The following is a 15,684-nucleotide window of genomic DNA, read 5'->3' as shown; positions in this document are numbered from 1 at the left end:
GAAAAAGATGACTAACGACAGCCATCTTTCTCCCCGTTCCATGTTATAATGGAACTATGCTAACCAAAGATTATTATAATGACTTTTTTGAAATTGGGCAACAGAAAATTAACTTCAGTTTCTTCGAATTGAGGCTACCCGACGACGATCCAGTCTATACCCTGAAAAAAGTGATGGAGGAATTAGATTTTTCAGGCCTGCTGGCCTGCTATTCGGATAAGGGAAGAACCGGGTATAATCCAATCATGCTGTATGCTGTTGTTACCTACGCAAACATGCGCGGGGTCAGGGCTGTTGACCGTATTGTAGATTTATGCCGGAGAGACCTTGCTTTTATCTGGCTGACCAAAGGGCAGAAGCCCCAGAGGGATGCTTTTTACGATTTTAAAGGAAAAAAGCTGACGGAGGAAGTCCTGGACGATCTGAATTACCAGTTCATGCGCCGCCTGGAGAAGGAAGGCCTTATTACGCTGAAAGAACTTTACATTGATGGGACCAAAATCGAAGCGAACGCAAACCGGTACACCTTTGTCTGGCGGGGCAGCATCAACTATCACCTTGCCGGCCTGCTGGACACCATCGATGCCCTTTATGCAAAGTACAATGCCTTCCTGCTTGAGAACGGCTATGGCCCCAAATACGATCTTGGGGATGCCCATATGTTCGTGATCGAGGGGATGGACAAAGTCCGGAAAGTTATCGAAGAAAACAGGAAGCGGAAACTGACAAAGCATAAGAAGATCTCCAATAACACGATCCTTGAGATTGATTCCTGTTCCCCTCTTGAGATCCTGAAGCTGCAGAAGAACCTGGTGCGGATCGCAGAAGGGGAAGGGATCGGATTCGTTTTCGGAAAAGGGAAGCATAAGCCGGAAATCCAGAAACTCTACGAGGAACTGGAAGAATGCGGCAGGCGCCTGATGGAGTATAAGAAATGCTTTGAGATCATGGGGAAAGACCGGAACAGCTATTCGAAGACGGATCTGGAAGCAACGTTTATGCGGATGAAAGAAGACCATATGCTGAATGGGCAGTTAAAACCGGCATATAACGTCCAGATCGCGGTAGAGAATTACTTTATTGTCCACGGATATGTCAGCAATGACCGGACAGACTACAATACGCTGGTCCCCGTCCTGGAAAAGCACAGGAAAGCGTTTGGAGACACACTGGAGGCAGTAACTGCCGACAGCGGATACTGCTGCGAAAAGAACCTGGTGTATCTGAAAGAGAACGGGATCCGGAGCTATATCAAGCTGCAGGACCATGAGAAGAGGAAGACACGGGCATACAAAGAAGACATTGGGAAGTATTACAACATGACATACGCCGTCTTTGAAGATGAGCATTATTATATCTGCCATGATGGAAGGGAACTGCACCATATCCGGACAGAAAGCAAAGAGCAGGACGGCTATACGCAGACGATAGAGGTATATGGCTGTGAAGACTGCAGCGGCTGTGAGCATAAATCCAAATGTCTATATAAATACAATGCGGAAAAGAATCCTGATCGGAATAAAATCGTGAAGGTCAACGAACGGTGGGAAGAACTGAAGGAAGAGTCCCATGCGAATATCCAGAGCGAGGAAGGGATCCTGAAACGTCAGACCCGTTCGATCCAGACGGAGGGCCACTTTGGAGATATCAAGGAAAATGAAAACTTCCGTCGTTTTAACTACCGGTCAGAGGAGAAAGTATATAAAGAATTCATGCTGTATGCGATGGGCAGGAATATCATGAAATACCACCGGTTTTTACAACATGAAATCGAAAAATATGAAGGGAAAAAGGGGCAGAAAGCAGCTTAGCTGATGGAGCGCTTCAAAAAGTCCAAACAAGGGGTTTTTGCGCCCAAAAACAGGGCAGTGAAAAAAGGAAGAGACACCCTCACAGTGAATTCAGACCTGAAAAAGCCTGAATTTTGTGGAAGTGTCTCTTTCCCGCATATCAGGGGCTAAAAATCGGTATTAACCGACAGCCCCTTCTTTTATGCCCTCAATAAAGGAGTGACGCCCATACGCCAACACGGCGGCTTTAGGAGGGAGCCGCCATGAAGCACACTGACTGCCGACAAATTCAGACGATATTTGCGCTACCGTCAAAAAAAGCCCAACCACCGAACAGGCCCCGTCTGGCAGCCGGTGCGAAAATTGTCATTCTGTAAGTGAATATTGGAGTTTTTGCGCTCGAATAGCTTCATGCTGTCCGGGCGTTTTTTCATATTTATGGGGCTTGAACATCGGGTCAGCATGGCCCGAATCCTGTCCCCGGTGCCGCTCCCCGCCGCCCCGTTCAGATTTTCCCGCAAAAAATCTGAACGGAGGAAAGGCAGATGGAAGTCACCATCCATTACAACGGACAAGCTGTGGCCGTAGAGGTCACGCTGGAAGTCTATGAATTTCTTGACCGGGCCGACCACAAAGCCGAAAACCTGTCCCATGAGCAGCGGCGGCACTGGGATGGCCGGGAGTTTGACGAATACATAGTTGCCACCGAGGGCGTGGGTATCTACGGCGAAACGCCGGAGGATTACCTGTGCCGCAAGGAAACGCTGGGCGAGCTGACGGCCGTCCTGGACACCTGCACCGAGGCCCAGCGCCGCCGGTTCCTGCTCTATGCCCTGGACGGGCTGACCCTTGCGGAGATCGGGACGGTGTGCGGCTGCTCCAAAGTGGCCGTGTATCAGAGTGTGGAGGCAGTCAGAAAAAAATTTATAAAATTCTTTGAAAACAGGCTTAACGAATGACCTGTTTTCGGGCTACCAAGTGAAAGGGATTGTTTCCCTTATCCCAGGGGAGGCGGACAGCGGACAAGCTGCCCGCCTCTCCCATTTTCAGGAGGTAAGCCTATGAAAACAATCAATCTGCGGTGGATTTATCCCCACTACCGGCACGACGAGTTTGTAGAGGTCAGCGACGAGGTCTGGGAGGCCATGCGGCAGGCCCAGCGCGAGATGAACAACTATGAGCGCCGGAAGGTCTACCACCGCGCCTGGTACTCCCTGGACGCATATAGCTGGGCGGAGAACTATGCGCTGGAACACGGCAGATCGCCGGAGGAAATCTTTTTGGAGCGCGAGGAACGGGCCGCCCATCTGCGTCTGCTGGCCGCCTTGCCGGAGGCCCTGGCCCATGCCACCCCCACACAGGCCCGCCGCGTCCGGGCCTACTACATCGTCGGTATCAACCAGCCGGAAATTGCCCGGATGGAGGGCGTACACAGCAGCAAGGTCAGCGTTGCCATCCGGCGGGGCCTGCGGAATATGCGCCGTTGCTATGACGGCCTTTTTCCGTCAGAGTGAGGGCGGGCCTATGCAGACGATCAACCTCAAGCAATATTACCCGTTCTGTACCGAGGACACCTTTGTGGAGGTGTCGGATGAAATCGCCGAGGCGTTCCTGCTGGACAAGCGGGCCGAGGCCGCCAGGGAGCGTAAGATGTACCGCTACAAGGCGTTTTACTCCCTTGACTGTGACGACGGGATCGAGAAGGCCGCCATCGGCTGGGCGCAGCCATCGCCGGAGGATTGCCTGATGGAAAAGGAGGCACAAGCCGAATATGCCGAACTGCTCCGGCGGCTCTATGAGGCCCTTTCCTCTTTGCCACCAGCGCAGGCCCGCCGCGTCCATGCCCGGTATATGCTGGGGATGAAAGTAAAGGACATTGCCGCGATGGAGGGTATCACTCCATCCCAGGCGGGGAAGTCCATCCATGCGGCGCTCCGGCGGCTGCGCCGGTACTTCATACGCCGGAAATGGACAAGCGGCCTATGAAAACCATCAACCTGAAAAAGTATTATTATCCCCTCTACGAAACGGACACCTTCATAGAACTGCCGGACGAGATTGCCGACGCCATCGCAGAGGAATGGCGCACCGACCACAACTCCGAGCAGCGGCTATGGAGCCATACTTACTCGATGGACTATTCCCCCGGCCTGGAATACCACCTGCTCTATCATGCCCTCTCCGCTGAGGACACTCTGCTGGAAGAAGAAACGCGCCAGGAACAGGAAGAAGCCCATGAATTGATGTTGCAGCGGCTCCGGGAGGCCCTTGCCACCCTGACGCCGCGGCAAGCGAGCTGCCTTCATGCCCGGTTTTGGGAGGGCAAGCAGTTTAAGGGGATTGCCGAGGCCGAGGGCTTCACCACATCAGCGGCCGTTGTCACGGTTCGCAACGCCATTATCAAGTTACAGAAATATTATATCAAGCGCGGCTGGATGAAGCCGCCAAAGGAGGACGCGATATGCACAAAGAAATCACCGCCCAAGCGAAACAGAAAAAAGACGAGCGCGAAGAAGTCCTGAAGGAGATCCGGCAGCTTGAGAACCGCCAGAAGATTTTGGAGAACAAGCAGCGTAATGAGGAACGCAAGGCCCGCACCCGCCGCCTGATTGAACGCGGGGCCATTTTGGAGGGCATTTTCCCTCTGGCCGCCGACCTTTCCGGCGTGGAGGTCAAGGCGTTCCTGATTGCCCTGTCCCATCTTCCGGGGGCGGCGGAACTGGCCGCAAAACTGCCGACATCCGGGGACAAGCCGTAAGTCCCTTGTTTACAAGGGCGCATTATCCGAGATATTCAACTATCCGAGGAAATTTTCAAATAGTGGCTATATATAAGGATTTCAAAGAAATTTCCTCGGATAATCTTTCTCTACATGATACAGTTAAAGTCACCAAAGAAAACAGGAGGCTTTAACCATGAGACAAAAAACAAATGAAAACAAATCAACATCTTGTGTGTATCAGGAACTGAATCCAGAGATGGACGCTTTCCTTGCGGGATATCTTGAAGATGGGCGGCACAGAGGTTTGCGGGAAAGCACCATCCATCTCCATGACAAGATCGGCCATTACTTTTTATCCGCTGTAACTGAAACAGGCTGTTTGAAGCCACAGGAAATGGATGCCCACAGTATAGGGGCTGCCTGCCTGAGAATCCGCAGCAGGTGGTATCTTTCACATATCCGCACTTTTCTCCGGTATGCTTATCATTCCGGATATACCGGCAGGGATTACAGCGGTGTCGTCCCTCTCTTTAAAAGGCCGCAGCCGTACCCCTCTGTTTACACGGCAGAGGAAATCCTGAAGATTGAAAACAGTGTTGACCAGGATTCTCCGCATGGGAAACGTGACTACGCTGCTCTGCTCCTTGCGACACGCCTTGGAATCAGGAGCGGCGATATTTCATCCATGACGTTTAAGGAGCTGGATTTTGAGGGGAATTTAGTCCGGCTTACGCAGCACAAAACAGGCATTCCCATTGAACTTCCCATGGTTCCAGATGTAAAAGACGCTTTAAAGAGATATTTACAGGAAGAACGTTCCGACTATGACAGCCCATATGTGTTCCTGCGCATTGTCCCGCCTTACAGCCATATCTCTGTTCAGGCAATCACTAAGATTGTAAGGACTGCCATAGCGGCAGCCGGGATTGACCCTGACGGGCGAAAACAGGGCCCCCATGCTTTCCGCTCATCCCTTGCAAGCTCCATGGTCAATGACAACATCCCTTATGAAGTGGTAAGGAAAACTCTAGGGCATACAGACCAGAACGCCATCCGTTCCTATGCCCGGCTGGATTTGGAACAGCTTCGGGGATACGCCCTCCCGGTAATGGAGGCGGCGGGCACATTCGCCGCTTTCCTTGAGGGGAGGTGCTCCCTGTTATGAAGGAGTTTCAGTCCGTTTTCAGAAACGAATTGGAAGAATACCTGAAAATCAATCAGGGTACTGTCAATGAGGACACCTTGCGGAATACACGCAGAGTATTGCTTTCCTTCGATTCATCGCTGGCGGAAGAAAATACAAATGTGATTTCAGAAGCGGCAGTGAATCGATGGATCAGAGAAATCCGCCAGACAAACGCAGCCAAAACGGTCAGCGACAAGGTAAGTTATCTCCGTAAATTCCTGCGGTATCTCCAGTATAAAGGTTACCGTGTTTTTATGCCGGACTGCCCCAAAACATCAGACAGCTATGTCCCATATATCTTTTCAGACGAGGAAATACAAATCCTTCTGGCCCGCGCCGACAGTTGGGCCGACAAACATACAGACCCGAAAATCTGTCAGACCGACATGGAGTTCTGTATGCTGCTGCGGATGCTCCTTGGGTGCGGGTTCCGGCTGGGTGAGCCGCTCGCCGCCAAAGTCAAAGATATAAATTTCCAAAGCGGAACCATCCTGATCCGCCATGCTAAAAACAATAAACAGCGTGTCATCCCAATGGATGTGACCCTGACGCAGATGCTGGAAAGATACTGCATCGCTATGGGGATCAAAACAGAGCCGGAAAGCTATCTGTTCCCGTCATCCAAAAACAAAGGGGCTGCCGTCAGCAAAGGGACTTTTGATTTACGCTTCCGGAACCTTTTACAGGAAACCGGCCTGTATGTTCCGGGCAAGGCCCATTCAAGAGGCCAGTGCCTTCATTGTTTCCGTCACTATTTTGCCATCCATTCCTTTGCGCAGGCAGAACAGAACGGACGGCCAGCGGAAGATTCTGTGCCCTTCCTGTCGGTCTATCTTGGACACCATGACATGGATGAGACAGAAAAATACCTGAAATTCAGCGGCGACATGTTTCCGGAATATATAGAGCTGTTTGAAGATTTTGCTTCCGGCGTATTTGCGGAGGTGGCATATGAGGAATAAAAAACTTCCTGAATTCACGTTCCTCCTGGAACAGTTTTTTACGGAATATATGCCGCTCTCATCAGGGCTTTCCCCTAATACCGTCAGATCCTACAAGCATTCTTTCCGTCTCCTGTTCCAGTACATCCATCAGGTCAAAAAGAAAGAAGCCGGTGAGATACTGTTCCGGGATCTGGATTATGAGACAGTTGACGGATTCTTACGGTGGATTGAGACAGAACGGGGATGCTCGGTATCCACAAGGAACCTCCGGCTTTCAGCGCTTGCTTCTTTTGCCGCTTATGCACAGAACAGGAACTTTGAAGCGACGACTGTGTTTGCCAATGCGGTCAGGAGGGTGCCTGTAAAAAAGAAAGCCATTCAGCCGAGGACTATCTTTACCCTTAGCGAAGTGTCCGTCCTGCTCCGGCTCCCAGACCCTGAAAAACGCCTTGGATTCCGTGACCAGGTTCTTTTGAACCTGATGTATGCCAGCGGGGCAAGGGCACAGGAAATCTGCGACCTCAAAGTCAGGGATTTCTTTAAGGAAAAAAATCTGTATAAACTGACAATCACTGGAAAAGGGAATAAAACCCGCAGGATCGTAATCGCAAGCCCCAGCGGAATCCTTCTGGAACGGTATCTGATAGAAACAGGGCGTGCCGGACAGGCAGATGCATATATCTTTACCAGCCAGACCCATCCGCAGATGACGATTTCCTGCATCGAAGAGATTTATAAAAAGTATGTTGCCATTGCGAGGGCCGAGAACCCGGGAATGTTTTTGGAAAAACGCTATACCCCACATACCATGCGGCATACAACCGCCACGCATATGTTAGAGGCCGGGATTCCAATGATGGCAATCAAGAACTTCCTCGGGCATTCCTCAATCTCTACGACCGAACGGTACGCTGAGCTTTCACAGGGGACTGTGAACAGGCATATCCGGGATTGGAACGAGAAATGGTTCTCCCAGCAAAAGGAAAGTTCTGTAAAACGGAAAAAGGAGAATCAGTTGCCGGACTTTCTAAAATAGTTGTTACATTATCCGAGGAAATTTCTTTGAAATCCTTATATATAGCCACTATTTGAAAATTTCCTCGGATAGTTGAATATCTCGGATAATGCGCCCTTGTAAACAAGGGACTTACGGCTTGTTCCCGGATTTCGGCAGTTTTGCGGCCAGTTCCGCCGCCCCCGGAAGATGGGACAGGGCAATCAGGAACGCCTTGACCTCTACGCCGGGAAGGTCGGGGGCCAGAGGGAAAATGCCCTCCAAAATAGCCCCGCGTTCAATCAGGCGGCGGGTGCGGGCCTTGCGTTCCTCGTTGCGCTGCTTGTTCTCCAAAATCTTCTGGCGATTCTCAAGCTGACGGATTTCCTTCAGGACTTCTTCGCGCCCGTCTTTTTTCTGTTTCGCTTGGGTGGTGATTTCTTTGTGCATATCGCGTCCTCCTTCAGCGGCTCCATCCAGCCGCGCTTGATATAATATTTCTGCAACTTGATAATGGCGTTGCGAACCGTGACGATGGCCGCTGATGTCGTAAAGCCTTCGGCCTTGGCAATCTCCTTAAACTGCTTGCCCTCCCAAAACCGGGCATGAAGGCAGCTCGCCTGCCGGGGCGTCAGGGTGGCAAGGGCCTCCCGGAGCCGTTCCATCATCAGGGCATGGGCGGCCTCCTGTTCCCGTTCCGTTTCTTTCTCCATCAGAATATCTTCCGGGGAGATGACCTGTTCCGGGAAATGGTGTTCTATGCCGGGGGAAGCGTCCAGAGAATAACAGTGATAGTGCTGCTTGGCGTCATTTGCGTTCTCTGCGCGGCTTTCCTCCACAATGGCGTCTGCAACCTCGTCCGGCACTTCCACAAAAGTGTCCTTCTTGCAAATCGGGTAGTAGTATTTTTTCAGGTTGAGGGTTTTCATAGGCCGCTTGTCCATTTCCGGCGTATGAAGTACCGGCGCAGCCGCCGGAGCGCCGCATGGATGGACTTCCCCGCCTGGGATGGGGTAATACCCTCCATCGCAGCAATGTCCTTCACTTTCATCCCCAGCATATACCGGGCATGGACGCGGCGGGCCTGCGTTGGGGGCAGAGAGGAAATGGCCTCATAGAGCCGCCGGAGCAGTTCGGCATATTCGGCCTGCGCCTCCTTTTCCATCAGGCAATCCTCCGGCGATGGCTGCGCCCAGCCGATGGCGGCGTTCTCAATCCCATCGTCGCAGTCAAGGGAGTAAAACGCCTTGTAGCGGTACATCTTGCGCTCCCTGGCGGCCTCGGCCCGCTTGTCCAGCAGGAACGCTTCAACGATTTCATCCGACACCTCCACAAAGGTGTCCTCGGTACAGAACGGGTAATATTGCTTGAGGTTGATCGTCTGCATAGGCCCGCCCTCACTCTGACGGAAAAAGGCCGTCATAGCAACGGCGCATATTCCGCAGGCCCCGCCGGATGGCAACGCTGACCTTGCTGCTGTGTACGCCCTCCATCCGGGCAATTTCCGGCTGGTTGATACCGACGATGTAGTAGGCCCGGACGCGGCGGGCCTGTGTGGGGGTGGCATGGGCCAGGGCCTCCGGCAAGGCGGCCAGCAGACGCAGATGGGCGGCCCGTTCCTCGCGCTCCAAAAAGATTTCCTCCGGCGATCTGCCGTGTTCCAGCGCATAGTTCTCCGCCCAGCTATATGCGTCCAGGGAGTACCAGGCGCGGTGGTAGACCTTCCGGCGCTCATAGTTGTTCATCTCGCGCTGGGCCTGCCGCATGGCCTCCCAGACCTCGTCGCTGACCTCTACAAACTCGTCGTGCCGGTAGTGGGGATAAATCCACCGCAGATTGATTGTTTTCATAGGCTTACCTCCTGAAAATGGGAGAGGCGGGCAGCTTGTCCGCTGTCCGCCTCCCGCTGGGATAAGGGAAACAATCCCTTTCACTTGGTAGCCCGAAAACAGGTCATTCGTTAAGCCTGTTTTCAAAGAAATTTATAAATTTTTTTCTGACTGCCTCCACACTCTGATACACGGCCACTTTGGAGCAGCCGCACACCGCCCCGATCTCCGCAAGAGTCAGCCCGTCCAGGGCATAGAGCAGGAACCGGCGGCGCTGGGCCTCGGTGCAGGTGTCCAGGACGGCCATCAGCTCACCCAGCGTTTCCATGCGGCAAAGGTATTCCTCCGGCGTTTCGCCGTAGATACCCACGCCCTCGGTGGCAACTATGTATTCGTCAAACTCCCGGCCATCCCAATGCCGCCGCTGCTCATGGGACAGGTTCTCGGCTTTGTGGTCGGCCCGGTCAAGAAATTCATAGACTTCCAGTGTGACCTCCACGGCCACAGCTTGTCCGTTATAATTGATGGTGACTTCCATCTGCCTTTCCTCCGTTCAGATTTTTGCGGGAAAATCTGAACGGGGCGGCGGGGAACGACACCGGGGGCAAGGTTCGGGCCATGTTGGCCCGATGTTCCGGCCCCACAGGTATGAAAAAGCGCCCGGACAGCATGAAGCTATTCGAGCGCAAAAAACACGGTATTCAGTTACATTGTGACAATTTTCGCACTGGCTGCCAGACGGGGCAGGTTCGGTGGCTGGGCTTTTTTTAACAAATTAGGCGGATGAACGATGCAAAGAAACACGGCGATACCTCCATGATACCGCCGTTCCAGACATTATGGGCGTGTTAAGCAGCCTGCCCTTCGGCGGTTTTTTCTTTTCTGCCGCCGGGCAGTACATTCTTTCCTCAATTTCTTATATCTTAGCCTATAATCCTCACAAAATCCTCACAGCATAACAGCGTTTCGACATAATAACACGCTGAAATCTCGCAAGTTTGTGACAATTAGAAAACCGAAGGCAGAATGCCCCCGGTTTTCTAATGGATTCAGTCGCTTATTTAGATGTCCTTATTCAGCTACCTATGCCGGACAAACTCAATTTTGATGAAGCCTTTCAATAATGCTGCTTTTGGCAAATTGTCGGTAAAGAATTGTGGGAATAATTACTGTCAAGCAGATAAGAAACGGATAAACAATCAACATCGGCCAAATTACAAAGTGATAAGTGAAGAACCAGAAACTACTTGCTATCGCCTGCACAATGATTAGAGAGAACAGCACCCCAACGATCAACGAGGCTATAATTGTTCCCACAGCATAATACAAGCCCTCATAGGACAACATCCGTTTGAGCTGTCTGCCTGTCATGCCAATACTTTGGAGCATAGCAAATTCTTTTTGCCGCGTAATAATGCTTGTCAATACCGAGTTGATGAAATTAACTATACCGATCAGACCAATAATAACACTTAAAGCACCGCCGATTGTAATAATAAGGGATGTCATGCTATTAAAAGACTGAACATAGGTTTCTTTCGATTCATAGTCCATACTTGGCTCAATATTTTCCACATAGTTGCTTAAAAAGCTGTTCATATCGCTGTCCGTCCCGTCCTTAACATTGAACGGAAAACTTACCAAAAGGAGATTGAGGCAGAGCGGCTTGAACTGTTCTGTGGGCAAATAAAAACGTGCCGCGCCCGTGTTTCGCTCTGTATCGGTATTTTCATTGATAAGAACTTTTGCCATAACGGTAAGGTCAAAGCTGTTATCCAGTGTACCGGCTAACCCGTTCATCTTCCAGTGATGAAAGGTGATCGTATCTCCAACATGGATAGATGGATTGTCAATTATATTCCCATTGTCATCCATTGTAAGCGCGTACAGCGTGTATTTTCCCGTTTTAAGAGCGTCCCAATCAATTTCGCCCTCGACTACATCCATCGAGTTTAGAAGAAAATCGTCTGCCCCATACAGAGCAATAAGAGGATTTCCATATTCGTCCTTGTTGTAATTTGTTACGGCGTCTGTTTCAGCGGAAAATCTTTCTTCTGTCACCTTGCTGGAATATAGTCTGCCGCCATCCTCGTAGGCGTCCTGTTGTTGGACTGCACTGATAAAGGTTTCGGACAAGTATGTTTCACTGCGGGCGAAGTTATAGTTGAAATAGTCCGCGGAAGAAATGATAAAATCCTTGTTTAAGAACTTCTCAACATACTTATCAATATCAAAACCACTGGATAGAGTAAATACGGTGTTAAACAGTACCAAGCTCAATGTCATAGACACGATTACAAGGATTGTTCGTTTTCGATTTCTCCCCAAATTTGCCAAGGCCATCCGATGAATTTTTGCGCCGCTGGTTGATTTTTTTACAGCCAGACGCTTCTTTGTTTGAAATGCGCCTGCGTCATTTTCTGTGTAGCGGATAGCCTCAATCGGTGAGATCGCTCCCGCTATTTTAGCTGGTTTTCGCACACTGATAGAAACAGTAACAAAAGCAAAGATAGCCGAGCCAATGAATATCAGCGGATTTACTGTCACCACAACGCCAGCGTCGGAAGTATAAGTTGTGCCGTTCATCAGAGCCGGAACTAAAGCGCGGCCAATGAAAAAGCCGATAATCAGGCCAATGGGGATACCTACCGCAGACAGAAGCAGGGCCTGTTTGTTGATAATCTTTTTGATCTGCCGCCTCGTGGTTCCCAATGTTTTAAGCTGCCCGTAAGACTGAATATCTTGAATAACAGAGATTTGAAAAATATTGTAGATAATCAAATAGCCTGTTGCCATAATCGCGAGTATTCCCACAATACCGGCAATAAACAGGGCGGAATTTTCACTGATAGGGCTGCTTTGATAAGCGGGACTGACACGGGCGACAATATAGTTTTCGTCTGTGGGCTGTCCTCCAAGCGTGTCACAGGTGTAGCCGGTTTCTGTAAGGAGCTGCTGCAATTTTTCTTCTACGGAGCCGCTGCCACGGAACATGATATACGCCGTCACAATGCCAGAATAATCATTGTCCACAGGATAGGTATAGGTGAGTAAGTCGGCATGGCTATCTATAAAGGCTTTCGATATGATAATACGTCCGATATTACTTAGGCTGTCTGTTTCCCAAAAGCCGCACAGTGTAAAATCAGTTGTGTACTTCTTGCCCTTGATTTCATAATCAAGGGTGACTGTCGCGCCGATTTCAGCCGGAACCCCCAATGCCTCTAATGTCTTTGTGTCGGCTATGATCTCATTTTCAGCTTCGGGGCGGTGTCCTGTTGTCGGCTCGTATCTGGCAAATTCCAATGCGGTATCATCCATATACCACATATCAGAACGCCATTTCGCAAGCCCCGGATTGTTAAGATGGTAAGAAACTGCCTTTGTATAGGCAATTCGGTCAATCAATTCGTTGCCCTTTACATCATCAAAAACTTCGTCACTAATGTAGTTGAGAACAGCTTGACCGTCCCCGCCCATCTTTCGGATATTTTGGTCTTGCACCGTATCAATTAAACCGGAACCCAGTGTGAAGATCGTTGTGAACAAGACGGTTGTAAGAATAATGGCAACAATAGCAATGATATTCCTGCTTTTGCTGGCCTTAAAGTACCGCCTGGACAATTTCTTAATAATGGGTCTGTTATTGTTGCCAAATAAAATATCGTTCATTTTCAACACCCCCATCATTCAGAAATTTTCCCATCCTCAATACGGATAATCCGATCTGCAAGCTGGGCGATCTCGTTGTTATGGGTAATCATTACAAGGGTCTGGTGAAATTTCTGGCTGCTTACTTTCAGCAGGCCAAGAACATCATTACTCGTCCGGCTGTCGAGGTTGCCCGTCGGCTCGTCCGCTAAAACAATCGCCGGTTTCGATACCAGAGCGCGTGCAATCGCCACGCGCTGCTGCTGGCCGCCAGAGAGATTATTCGGCATATTGTTCAGCCTATCTTCCAGGCCCAACATCCGAACAACTTCCTGCATATAGTTATTGTCCACCTGATCGCCGTCCAATTCCACCGGCAGAACAATGTTTTCATAGACATTGAGGACGGGGACAAGATTATAATTCTGAAAGATGAAGCCCATTTTCCGCCTTCGGAAAATGGTAAGCTGCTCGTCTTTCAGGGTGGACAAGTCCCTGCCGTCCACAATGACCTTGCCGGAAGTAGGGACATCCAATCCGCCGATCATGTTCAGAAGTGTGGACTTGCCGCTGCCGGATGTACCGACAATGGCGACAAATTCTCCCTGTTCTACCGAAAGGGAAACGCCATCCAAAGCCTTCGTAATGTTTGGCTCTTCACCATAGTATTTTTTCAAATCTGTTGTTTGTAAAATAGGCATAAGTGCTACCACCTTTCTTTTTGATGGTTCCATTGTAAAATGCAATCCTCACAGAAATGTCACAACGGTTCTTGAATTTCCCTTGAAAACGCCTTGAAATGTCACAATCCTGTGACATTTCAAGAATGGGGCAGGAAAACTGAAAAAGTGGAGCCGGTGCCGAGTTCCGAAGATACGCGGATAAAGCCGCCTTGCCGGGTGATAATTTCACGGGCCAGATACAGACCAATCCCAATACCGGGGGCGTCATGTACGCTGCTTTCACGATAGAACCGCTTGAAAATCGTCCCTTGATGCTGTTCGGGAATACCAATGCCTGTATCAGAAATATCAATCTTCACATACATTTCCAAACTCACGACAGCCACATGGATTTTCCCGCCCTCTGGCGTGTACTTTACCGCGTTATCCAGAATGTTGAACAGGGCTTCGGTTGTCCATTTCCGGTCATGGGCCGCAGTGACCGTTTCCGGGCAATCCACTGTGACTGCAATCTTTTTCTGCTCGGCGTGCAACAGAATACCGCCCAGCGCCGCGGCAAGGGTATCATAAATGGCCTGCGGCTGCGGCTCCAAAGAAATCACGCCGGTTTCAAGACGGGAAGTTTTAATCAGCGCCTGCATGAGAAAATCCAGCTTGTCGAGCTGGCTGTCCATAGCAACAAGAAATTCTCTCTGCTTTTCCGGCGTCACCGTCTGATCCAGCAGCGTCGCGTCCAACATTTTCAGGTTTGCAATCGGCGTTTTGACTTGATGGGATATATCCGAAATCAATTCCTGCAAGTCGGCCCGTTCCTTTGCAATGCTGCTTTTGCTTTCCCGCAGCACTTCATAGAGACGGGAAAGGCGGTGCTGGATTTTATAAAACAGGTTTTCTTCCTCGGTGTACTGTGGCGGGGCCTGATCTGCTGACATCATATCGTCAAGCAGCTTGCACAAGGCATCTGAAAACAAGGTTAGTTTACGGCGTATAAAGGTCAGAAATATGGCCATACATCCGATAACACTGGCCACATAGAGCAGTACACAAACCAGTGCAAATGTGTTTTGCGTCAAATAATACACGACAGACAGTAAAAACAACGAAAGCAAAACAAGTACCGCGCAGATGGCAACACAAGCCTTATTTACTGATAACTTTACTGTTTTCATTTGTTCCAGCCTCCAATCCACATGTAGCCCATGCCGTACACTGTCTTGATGTACTGGCGGCCTTCTGTTTCGATTTTTGTTCGTACCCGGCTGATGGTTGAAGTCAGGGCGTGTTCATCCACAAAGTTTCCGTCAATATCCCACAGCTTTTCCAATAGCACCTGCCGGGTCAAAACGATCTGCGGATTTTTCGTCAGCACCTTCAAAAGACGGTACTCCATCGGGGTAAAGGCGATGCTTTCCCCGTGAAGTAGGGCGGTCATTTCCGTAAAATTGATAAACAGATCGCCGTCATTGTAGCAGTCTCCGCCAGACTGTTTTCGGATACGGGCCAGCAAAGCGGACACCTTTTTCTGGAATACGCTCATGGGAAAGGGCTTTGTCACATAATCATCCGCCCCCAGCTCGTACCCTTTCAGCATATCGCTTTCCATATCGTTAGCCGTGAGGAAAATGACCGCTGTGTCCGGGTGCCGTTCTTTTATATCCCGGCAAAAATCAAATCCGTTTCCGTCCGGCAGATTGATGTCAAGGACAATCAAATCATATTCCTGTTTTTTACACAGACGTTCCGCAGCACTTTTTGTCAAAGCAGCAGCGACCTCATAGTCTGCGGCAGACAGGTTATAGCAAAGGGTATTATTCAAAAGGCGGTCATCCTCGACCACTAAAATTCTCATGCGCTCACATCCTTTTCTTTGTAGAGTATCACCCAA

The 15,684-nt window shown here is 50.2% G+C and carries 18 protein-coding genes; 9 read left to right on the top strand and 9 right to left on the bottom strand.

Annotated features, from left to right (window positions below):
- Positions 1-56: 56 nt before the first annotated feature.
- The 9 genes from B5E42_RS00740 to B5E42_RS00695 all read left to right on the top strand — a co-directional run bounded on the left by B5E42_RS00740 (position 57) and on the right by B5E42_RS00695 (position 7,678).
- Entirely contained in the window at positions 57-1,811 is a 1,755-nt protein-coding gene (locus B5E42_RS00740; protein ID WP_087235981.1) for an IS1182 family transposase, read from the top strand.
- Between the two features lie 524 nt (positions 1,812-2,335).
- Complete coding sequence (locus tag B5E42_RS00730) at positions 2,336-2,749, top strand: sigma factor-like helix-turn-helix DNA-binding protein (protein WP_087235979.1); 414 nt, start codon at positions 2,336-2,338, stop codon at positions 2,747-2,749.
- Positions 2,750-2,851: 102 nt separating this feature from the next.
- The gene (locus B5E42_RS00725; RefSeq protein ID WP_087235962.1) at positions 2,852-3,304 is read left to right on the top strand and encodes an RNA polymerase subunit sigma-24; all 453 of its coding nucleotides are present in this window, start codon (positions 2,852-2,854) and stop codon (positions 3,302-3,304) included.
- A 10-nt stretch (positions 3,305-3,314) separates the two neighbouring features.
- Positions 3,315-3,776 (top strand): sigma factor-like helix-turn-helix DNA-binding protein, encoded by a 462-nt coding sequence (locus B5E42_RS00720; protein WP_087235977.1) that lies wholly within the window; start codon positions 3,315-3,317, stop codon positions 3,774-3,776.
- Entirely contained in the window at positions 3,773-4,312 is a 540-nt protein-coding gene (locus B5E42_RS00715; RefSeq protein WP_087235975.1) for an RNA polymerase subunit sigma-70, read from the top strand. Before B5E42_RS00720 ends, B5E42_RS00715 begins: the two co-directional genes overlap by 4 nt.
- Complete coding sequence (locus B5E42_RS00710; RefSeq protein ID WP_087235973.1) at positions 4,252-4,548, top strand: DUF3847 domain-containing protein; 297 nt, start codon at positions 4,252-4,254, stop codon at positions 4,546-4,548. The genes B5E42_RS00715 and B5E42_RS00710 overlap by 61 nt, the downstream gene beginning before the upstream one ends.
- A 157-nt stretch (positions 4,549-4,705) precedes the next feature.
- Positions 4,706-5,677: a tyrosine-type recombinase/integrase gene (locus B5E42_RS00705; protein WP_087203495.1), complete on the top strand. Its 972-nt coding sequence runs from the start codon at positions 4,706-4,708 to the stop codon at positions 5,675-5,677.
- Complete coding sequence (locus tag B5E42_RS00700) at positions 5,674-6,660, top strand: tyrosine-type recombinase/integrase (RefSeq protein WP_087203496.1); 987 nt, start codon at positions 5,674-5,676, stop codon at positions 6,658-6,660. The genes B5E42_RS00705 and B5E42_RS00700 overlap by 4 nt, the downstream gene beginning before the upstream one ends.
- Positions 6,650-7,678, top strand: coding sequence for a tyrosine-type recombinase/integrase (locus B5E42_RS00695; protein ID WP_087235971.1), 1,029 nt, complete (start codon positions 6,650-6,652; stop codon positions 7,676-7,678). The genes B5E42_RS00700 and B5E42_RS00695 overlap by 11 nt, the downstream gene beginning before the upstream one ends.
- 111 nt (positions 7,679-7,789) lie before the next feature.
- Here B5E42_RS00695 and B5E42_RS00690 read toward each other — a convergent pair whose 3' ends face one another.
- From B5E42_RS00690 to B5E42_RS00650, 9 genes are all read right to left on the bottom strand, one after another.
- Positions 7,790-8,086: a DUF3847 domain-containing protein gene (locus B5E42_RS00690; protein WP_087235969.1), complete on the bottom strand. Its 297-nt coding sequence runs from the start codon at positions 8,084-8,086 to the stop codon at positions 7,790-7,792.
- A complete protein-coding gene (locus B5E42_RS00685; RefSeq protein WP_087235965.1) occupies positions 8,026-8,565 on the bottom strand; it encodes a sigma factor-like helix-turn-helix DNA-binding protein in 540 nt (179 codons plus the stop codon). Before B5E42_RS00685 ends, B5E42_RS00690 begins: the two co-directional genes overlap by 61 nt.
- Positions 8,562-9,023: a sigma factor-like helix-turn-helix DNA-binding protein gene (locus tag B5E42_RS00680; RefSeq protein WP_087235964.1), complete on the bottom strand. Its 462-nt coding sequence runs from the start codon at positions 9,021-9,023 to the stop codon at positions 8,562-8,564. The genes B5E42_RS00685 and B5E42_RS00680 overlap by 4 nt, the downstream gene beginning before the upstream one ends.
- A gap of 10 nt (positions 9,024-9,033) precedes the next feature.
- Entirely contained in the window at positions 9,034-9,486 is a 453-nt protein-coding gene (locus B5E42_RS00675) for an RNA polymerase subunit sigma-24 (RefSeq protein WP_087235962.1), read from the bottom strand.
- A gap of 103 nt (positions 9,487-9,589) precedes the next feature.
- Entirely contained in the window at positions 9,590-10,003 is a 414-nt protein-coding gene (locus tag B5E42_RS00670; RefSeq protein ID WP_087235959.1) for a sigma factor-like helix-turn-helix DNA-binding protein, read from the bottom strand.
- Between the two features lie 560 nt (positions 10,004-10,563).
- The gene (locus B5E42_RS00665) at positions 10,564-13,137 is read right to left on the bottom strand and encodes an ABC transporter permease (protein ID WP_087236626.1); all 2,574 of its coding nucleotides are present in this window, start codon (positions 13,135-13,137) and stop codon (positions 10,564-10,566) included.
- A gap of 14 nt (positions 13,138-13,151) precedes the next feature.
- Positions 13,152-13,817: an ABC transporter ATP-binding protein gene (locus B5E42_RS00660; protein WP_087235957.1), complete on the bottom strand. Its 666-nt coding sequence runs from the start codon at positions 13,815-13,817 to the stop codon at positions 13,152-13,154.
- A gap of 119 nt (positions 13,818-13,936) precedes the next feature.
- On the bottom strand, positions 13,937-14,968 hold the full coding sequence (locus B5E42_RS00655) for a HAMP domain-containing sensor histidine kinase (RefSeq protein ID WP_087235955.1): 1,032 nt from the start codon (positions 14,966-14,968) through the stop codon (positions 13,937-13,939).
- The gene (locus B5E42_RS00650; RefSeq protein WP_087235953.1) at positions 14,965-15,648 is read right to left on the bottom strand and encodes a response regulator transcription factor; all 684 of its coding nucleotides are present in this window, start codon (positions 15,646-15,648) and stop codon (positions 14,965-14,967) included. Before B5E42_RS00650 ends, B5E42_RS00655 begins: the two co-directional genes overlap by 4 nt.
- Positions 15,649-15,684 lie beyond the last annotated feature (36 nt).

It is taken from the genome of Flavonifractor sp. An10, assembly GCF_002161215.1.
Lineage (GTDB): Bacteria > Bacillota > Clostridia > Oscillospirales > Oscillospiraceae > Flavonifractor > Flavonifractor avistercoris.
This window is presented reverse-complemented; position numbering and strand designations above follow the sequence as displayed.

Excerpts from the sequence above, each read along its gene's own strand:
- B5E42_RS00680 (WP_087235964.1), bottom strand. The coding sequence starts at position 9,023 with ATGCAGACGATCAACCTCAAGCAATATTACCCGTTCTGTACCGAGGAC.
- B5E42_RS00700 (WP_087203496.1), top strand. The coding sequence starts at position 5,674 with ATGAAGGAGTTTCAGTCCGTTTTCAGAAACGAATTGGAAGAATACCTG.
- B5E42_RS00670 (WP_087235959.1), bottom strand. The coding sequence starts at position 10,003 with ATGGAAGTCACCATCAATTATAACGGACAAGCTGTGGCCGTGGAGGTC.
- B5E42_RS00675 (WP_087235962.1), bottom strand. The coding sequence starts at position 9,486 with ATGAAAACAATCAATCTGCGGTGGATTTATCCCCACTACCGGCACGAC.
- B5E42_RS00705 (WP_087203495.1), top strand. The coding sequence starts at position 4,706 with ATGAGACAAAAAACAAATGAAAACAAATCAACATCTTGTGTGTATCAG.
- B5E42_RS00715 (WP_087235975.1), top strand. The coding sequence starts at position 3,773 with ATGAAAACCATCAACCTGAAAAAGTATTATTATCCCCTCTACGAAACG.
- B5E42_RS00655 (WP_087235955.1), bottom strand. The coding sequence starts at position 14,968 with ATGAAAACAGTAAAGTTATCAGTAAATAAGGCTTGTGTTGCCATCTGC.
- B5E42_RS00725 (WP_087235962.1), top strand. The coding sequence starts at position 2,852 with ATGAAAACAATCAATCTGCGGTGGATTTATCCCCACTACCGGCACGAC.
- B5E42_RS00730 (WP_087235979.1), top strand. The coding sequence starts at position 2,336 with ATGGAAGTCACCATCCATTACAACGGACAAGCTGTGGCCGTAGAGGTC.
- B5E42_RS00650 (WP_087235953.1), bottom strand. The coding sequence starts at position 15,648 with ATGAGAATTTTAGTGGTCGAGGATGACCGCCTTTTGAATAATACCCTT.
- B5E42_RS00740 (WP_087235981.1), top strand. The coding sequence starts at position 57 with ATGCTAACCAAAGATTATTATAATGACTTTTTTGAAATTGGGCAACAG.
- B5E42_RS00685 (WP_087235965.1), bottom strand. The coding sequence starts at position 8,565 with ATGAAAACCCTCAACCTGAAAAAATACTACTACCCGATTTGCAAGAAG.
- B5E42_RS00710 (WP_087235973.1), top strand. The coding sequence starts at position 4,252 with ATGCACAAAGAAATCACCGCCCAAGCGAAACAGAAAAAAGACGAGCGC.
- B5E42_RS00660 (WP_087235957.1), bottom strand. The coding sequence starts at position 13,817 with ATGCCTATTTTACAAACAACAGATTTGAAAAAATACTATGGTGAAGAG.
- B5E42_RS00695 (WP_087235971.1), top strand. The coding sequence starts at position 6,650 with ATGAGGAATAAAAAACTTCCTGAATTCACGTTCCTCCTGGAACAGTTT.
- B5E42_RS00720 (WP_087235977.1), top strand. The coding sequence starts at position 3,315 with ATGCAGACGATCAACCTCAAGCAATATTACCCGTTCTGTACCGAGGAC.
- B5E42_RS00665 (WP_087236626.1), bottom strand. The coding sequence starts at position 13,137 with ATGAACGATATTTTATTTGGCAACAATAACAGACCCATTATTAAGAAA.
- B5E42_RS00690 (WP_087235969.1), bottom strand. The coding sequence starts at position 8,086 with ATGCACAAAGAAATCACCACCCAAGCGAAACAGAAAAAAGACGGGCGC.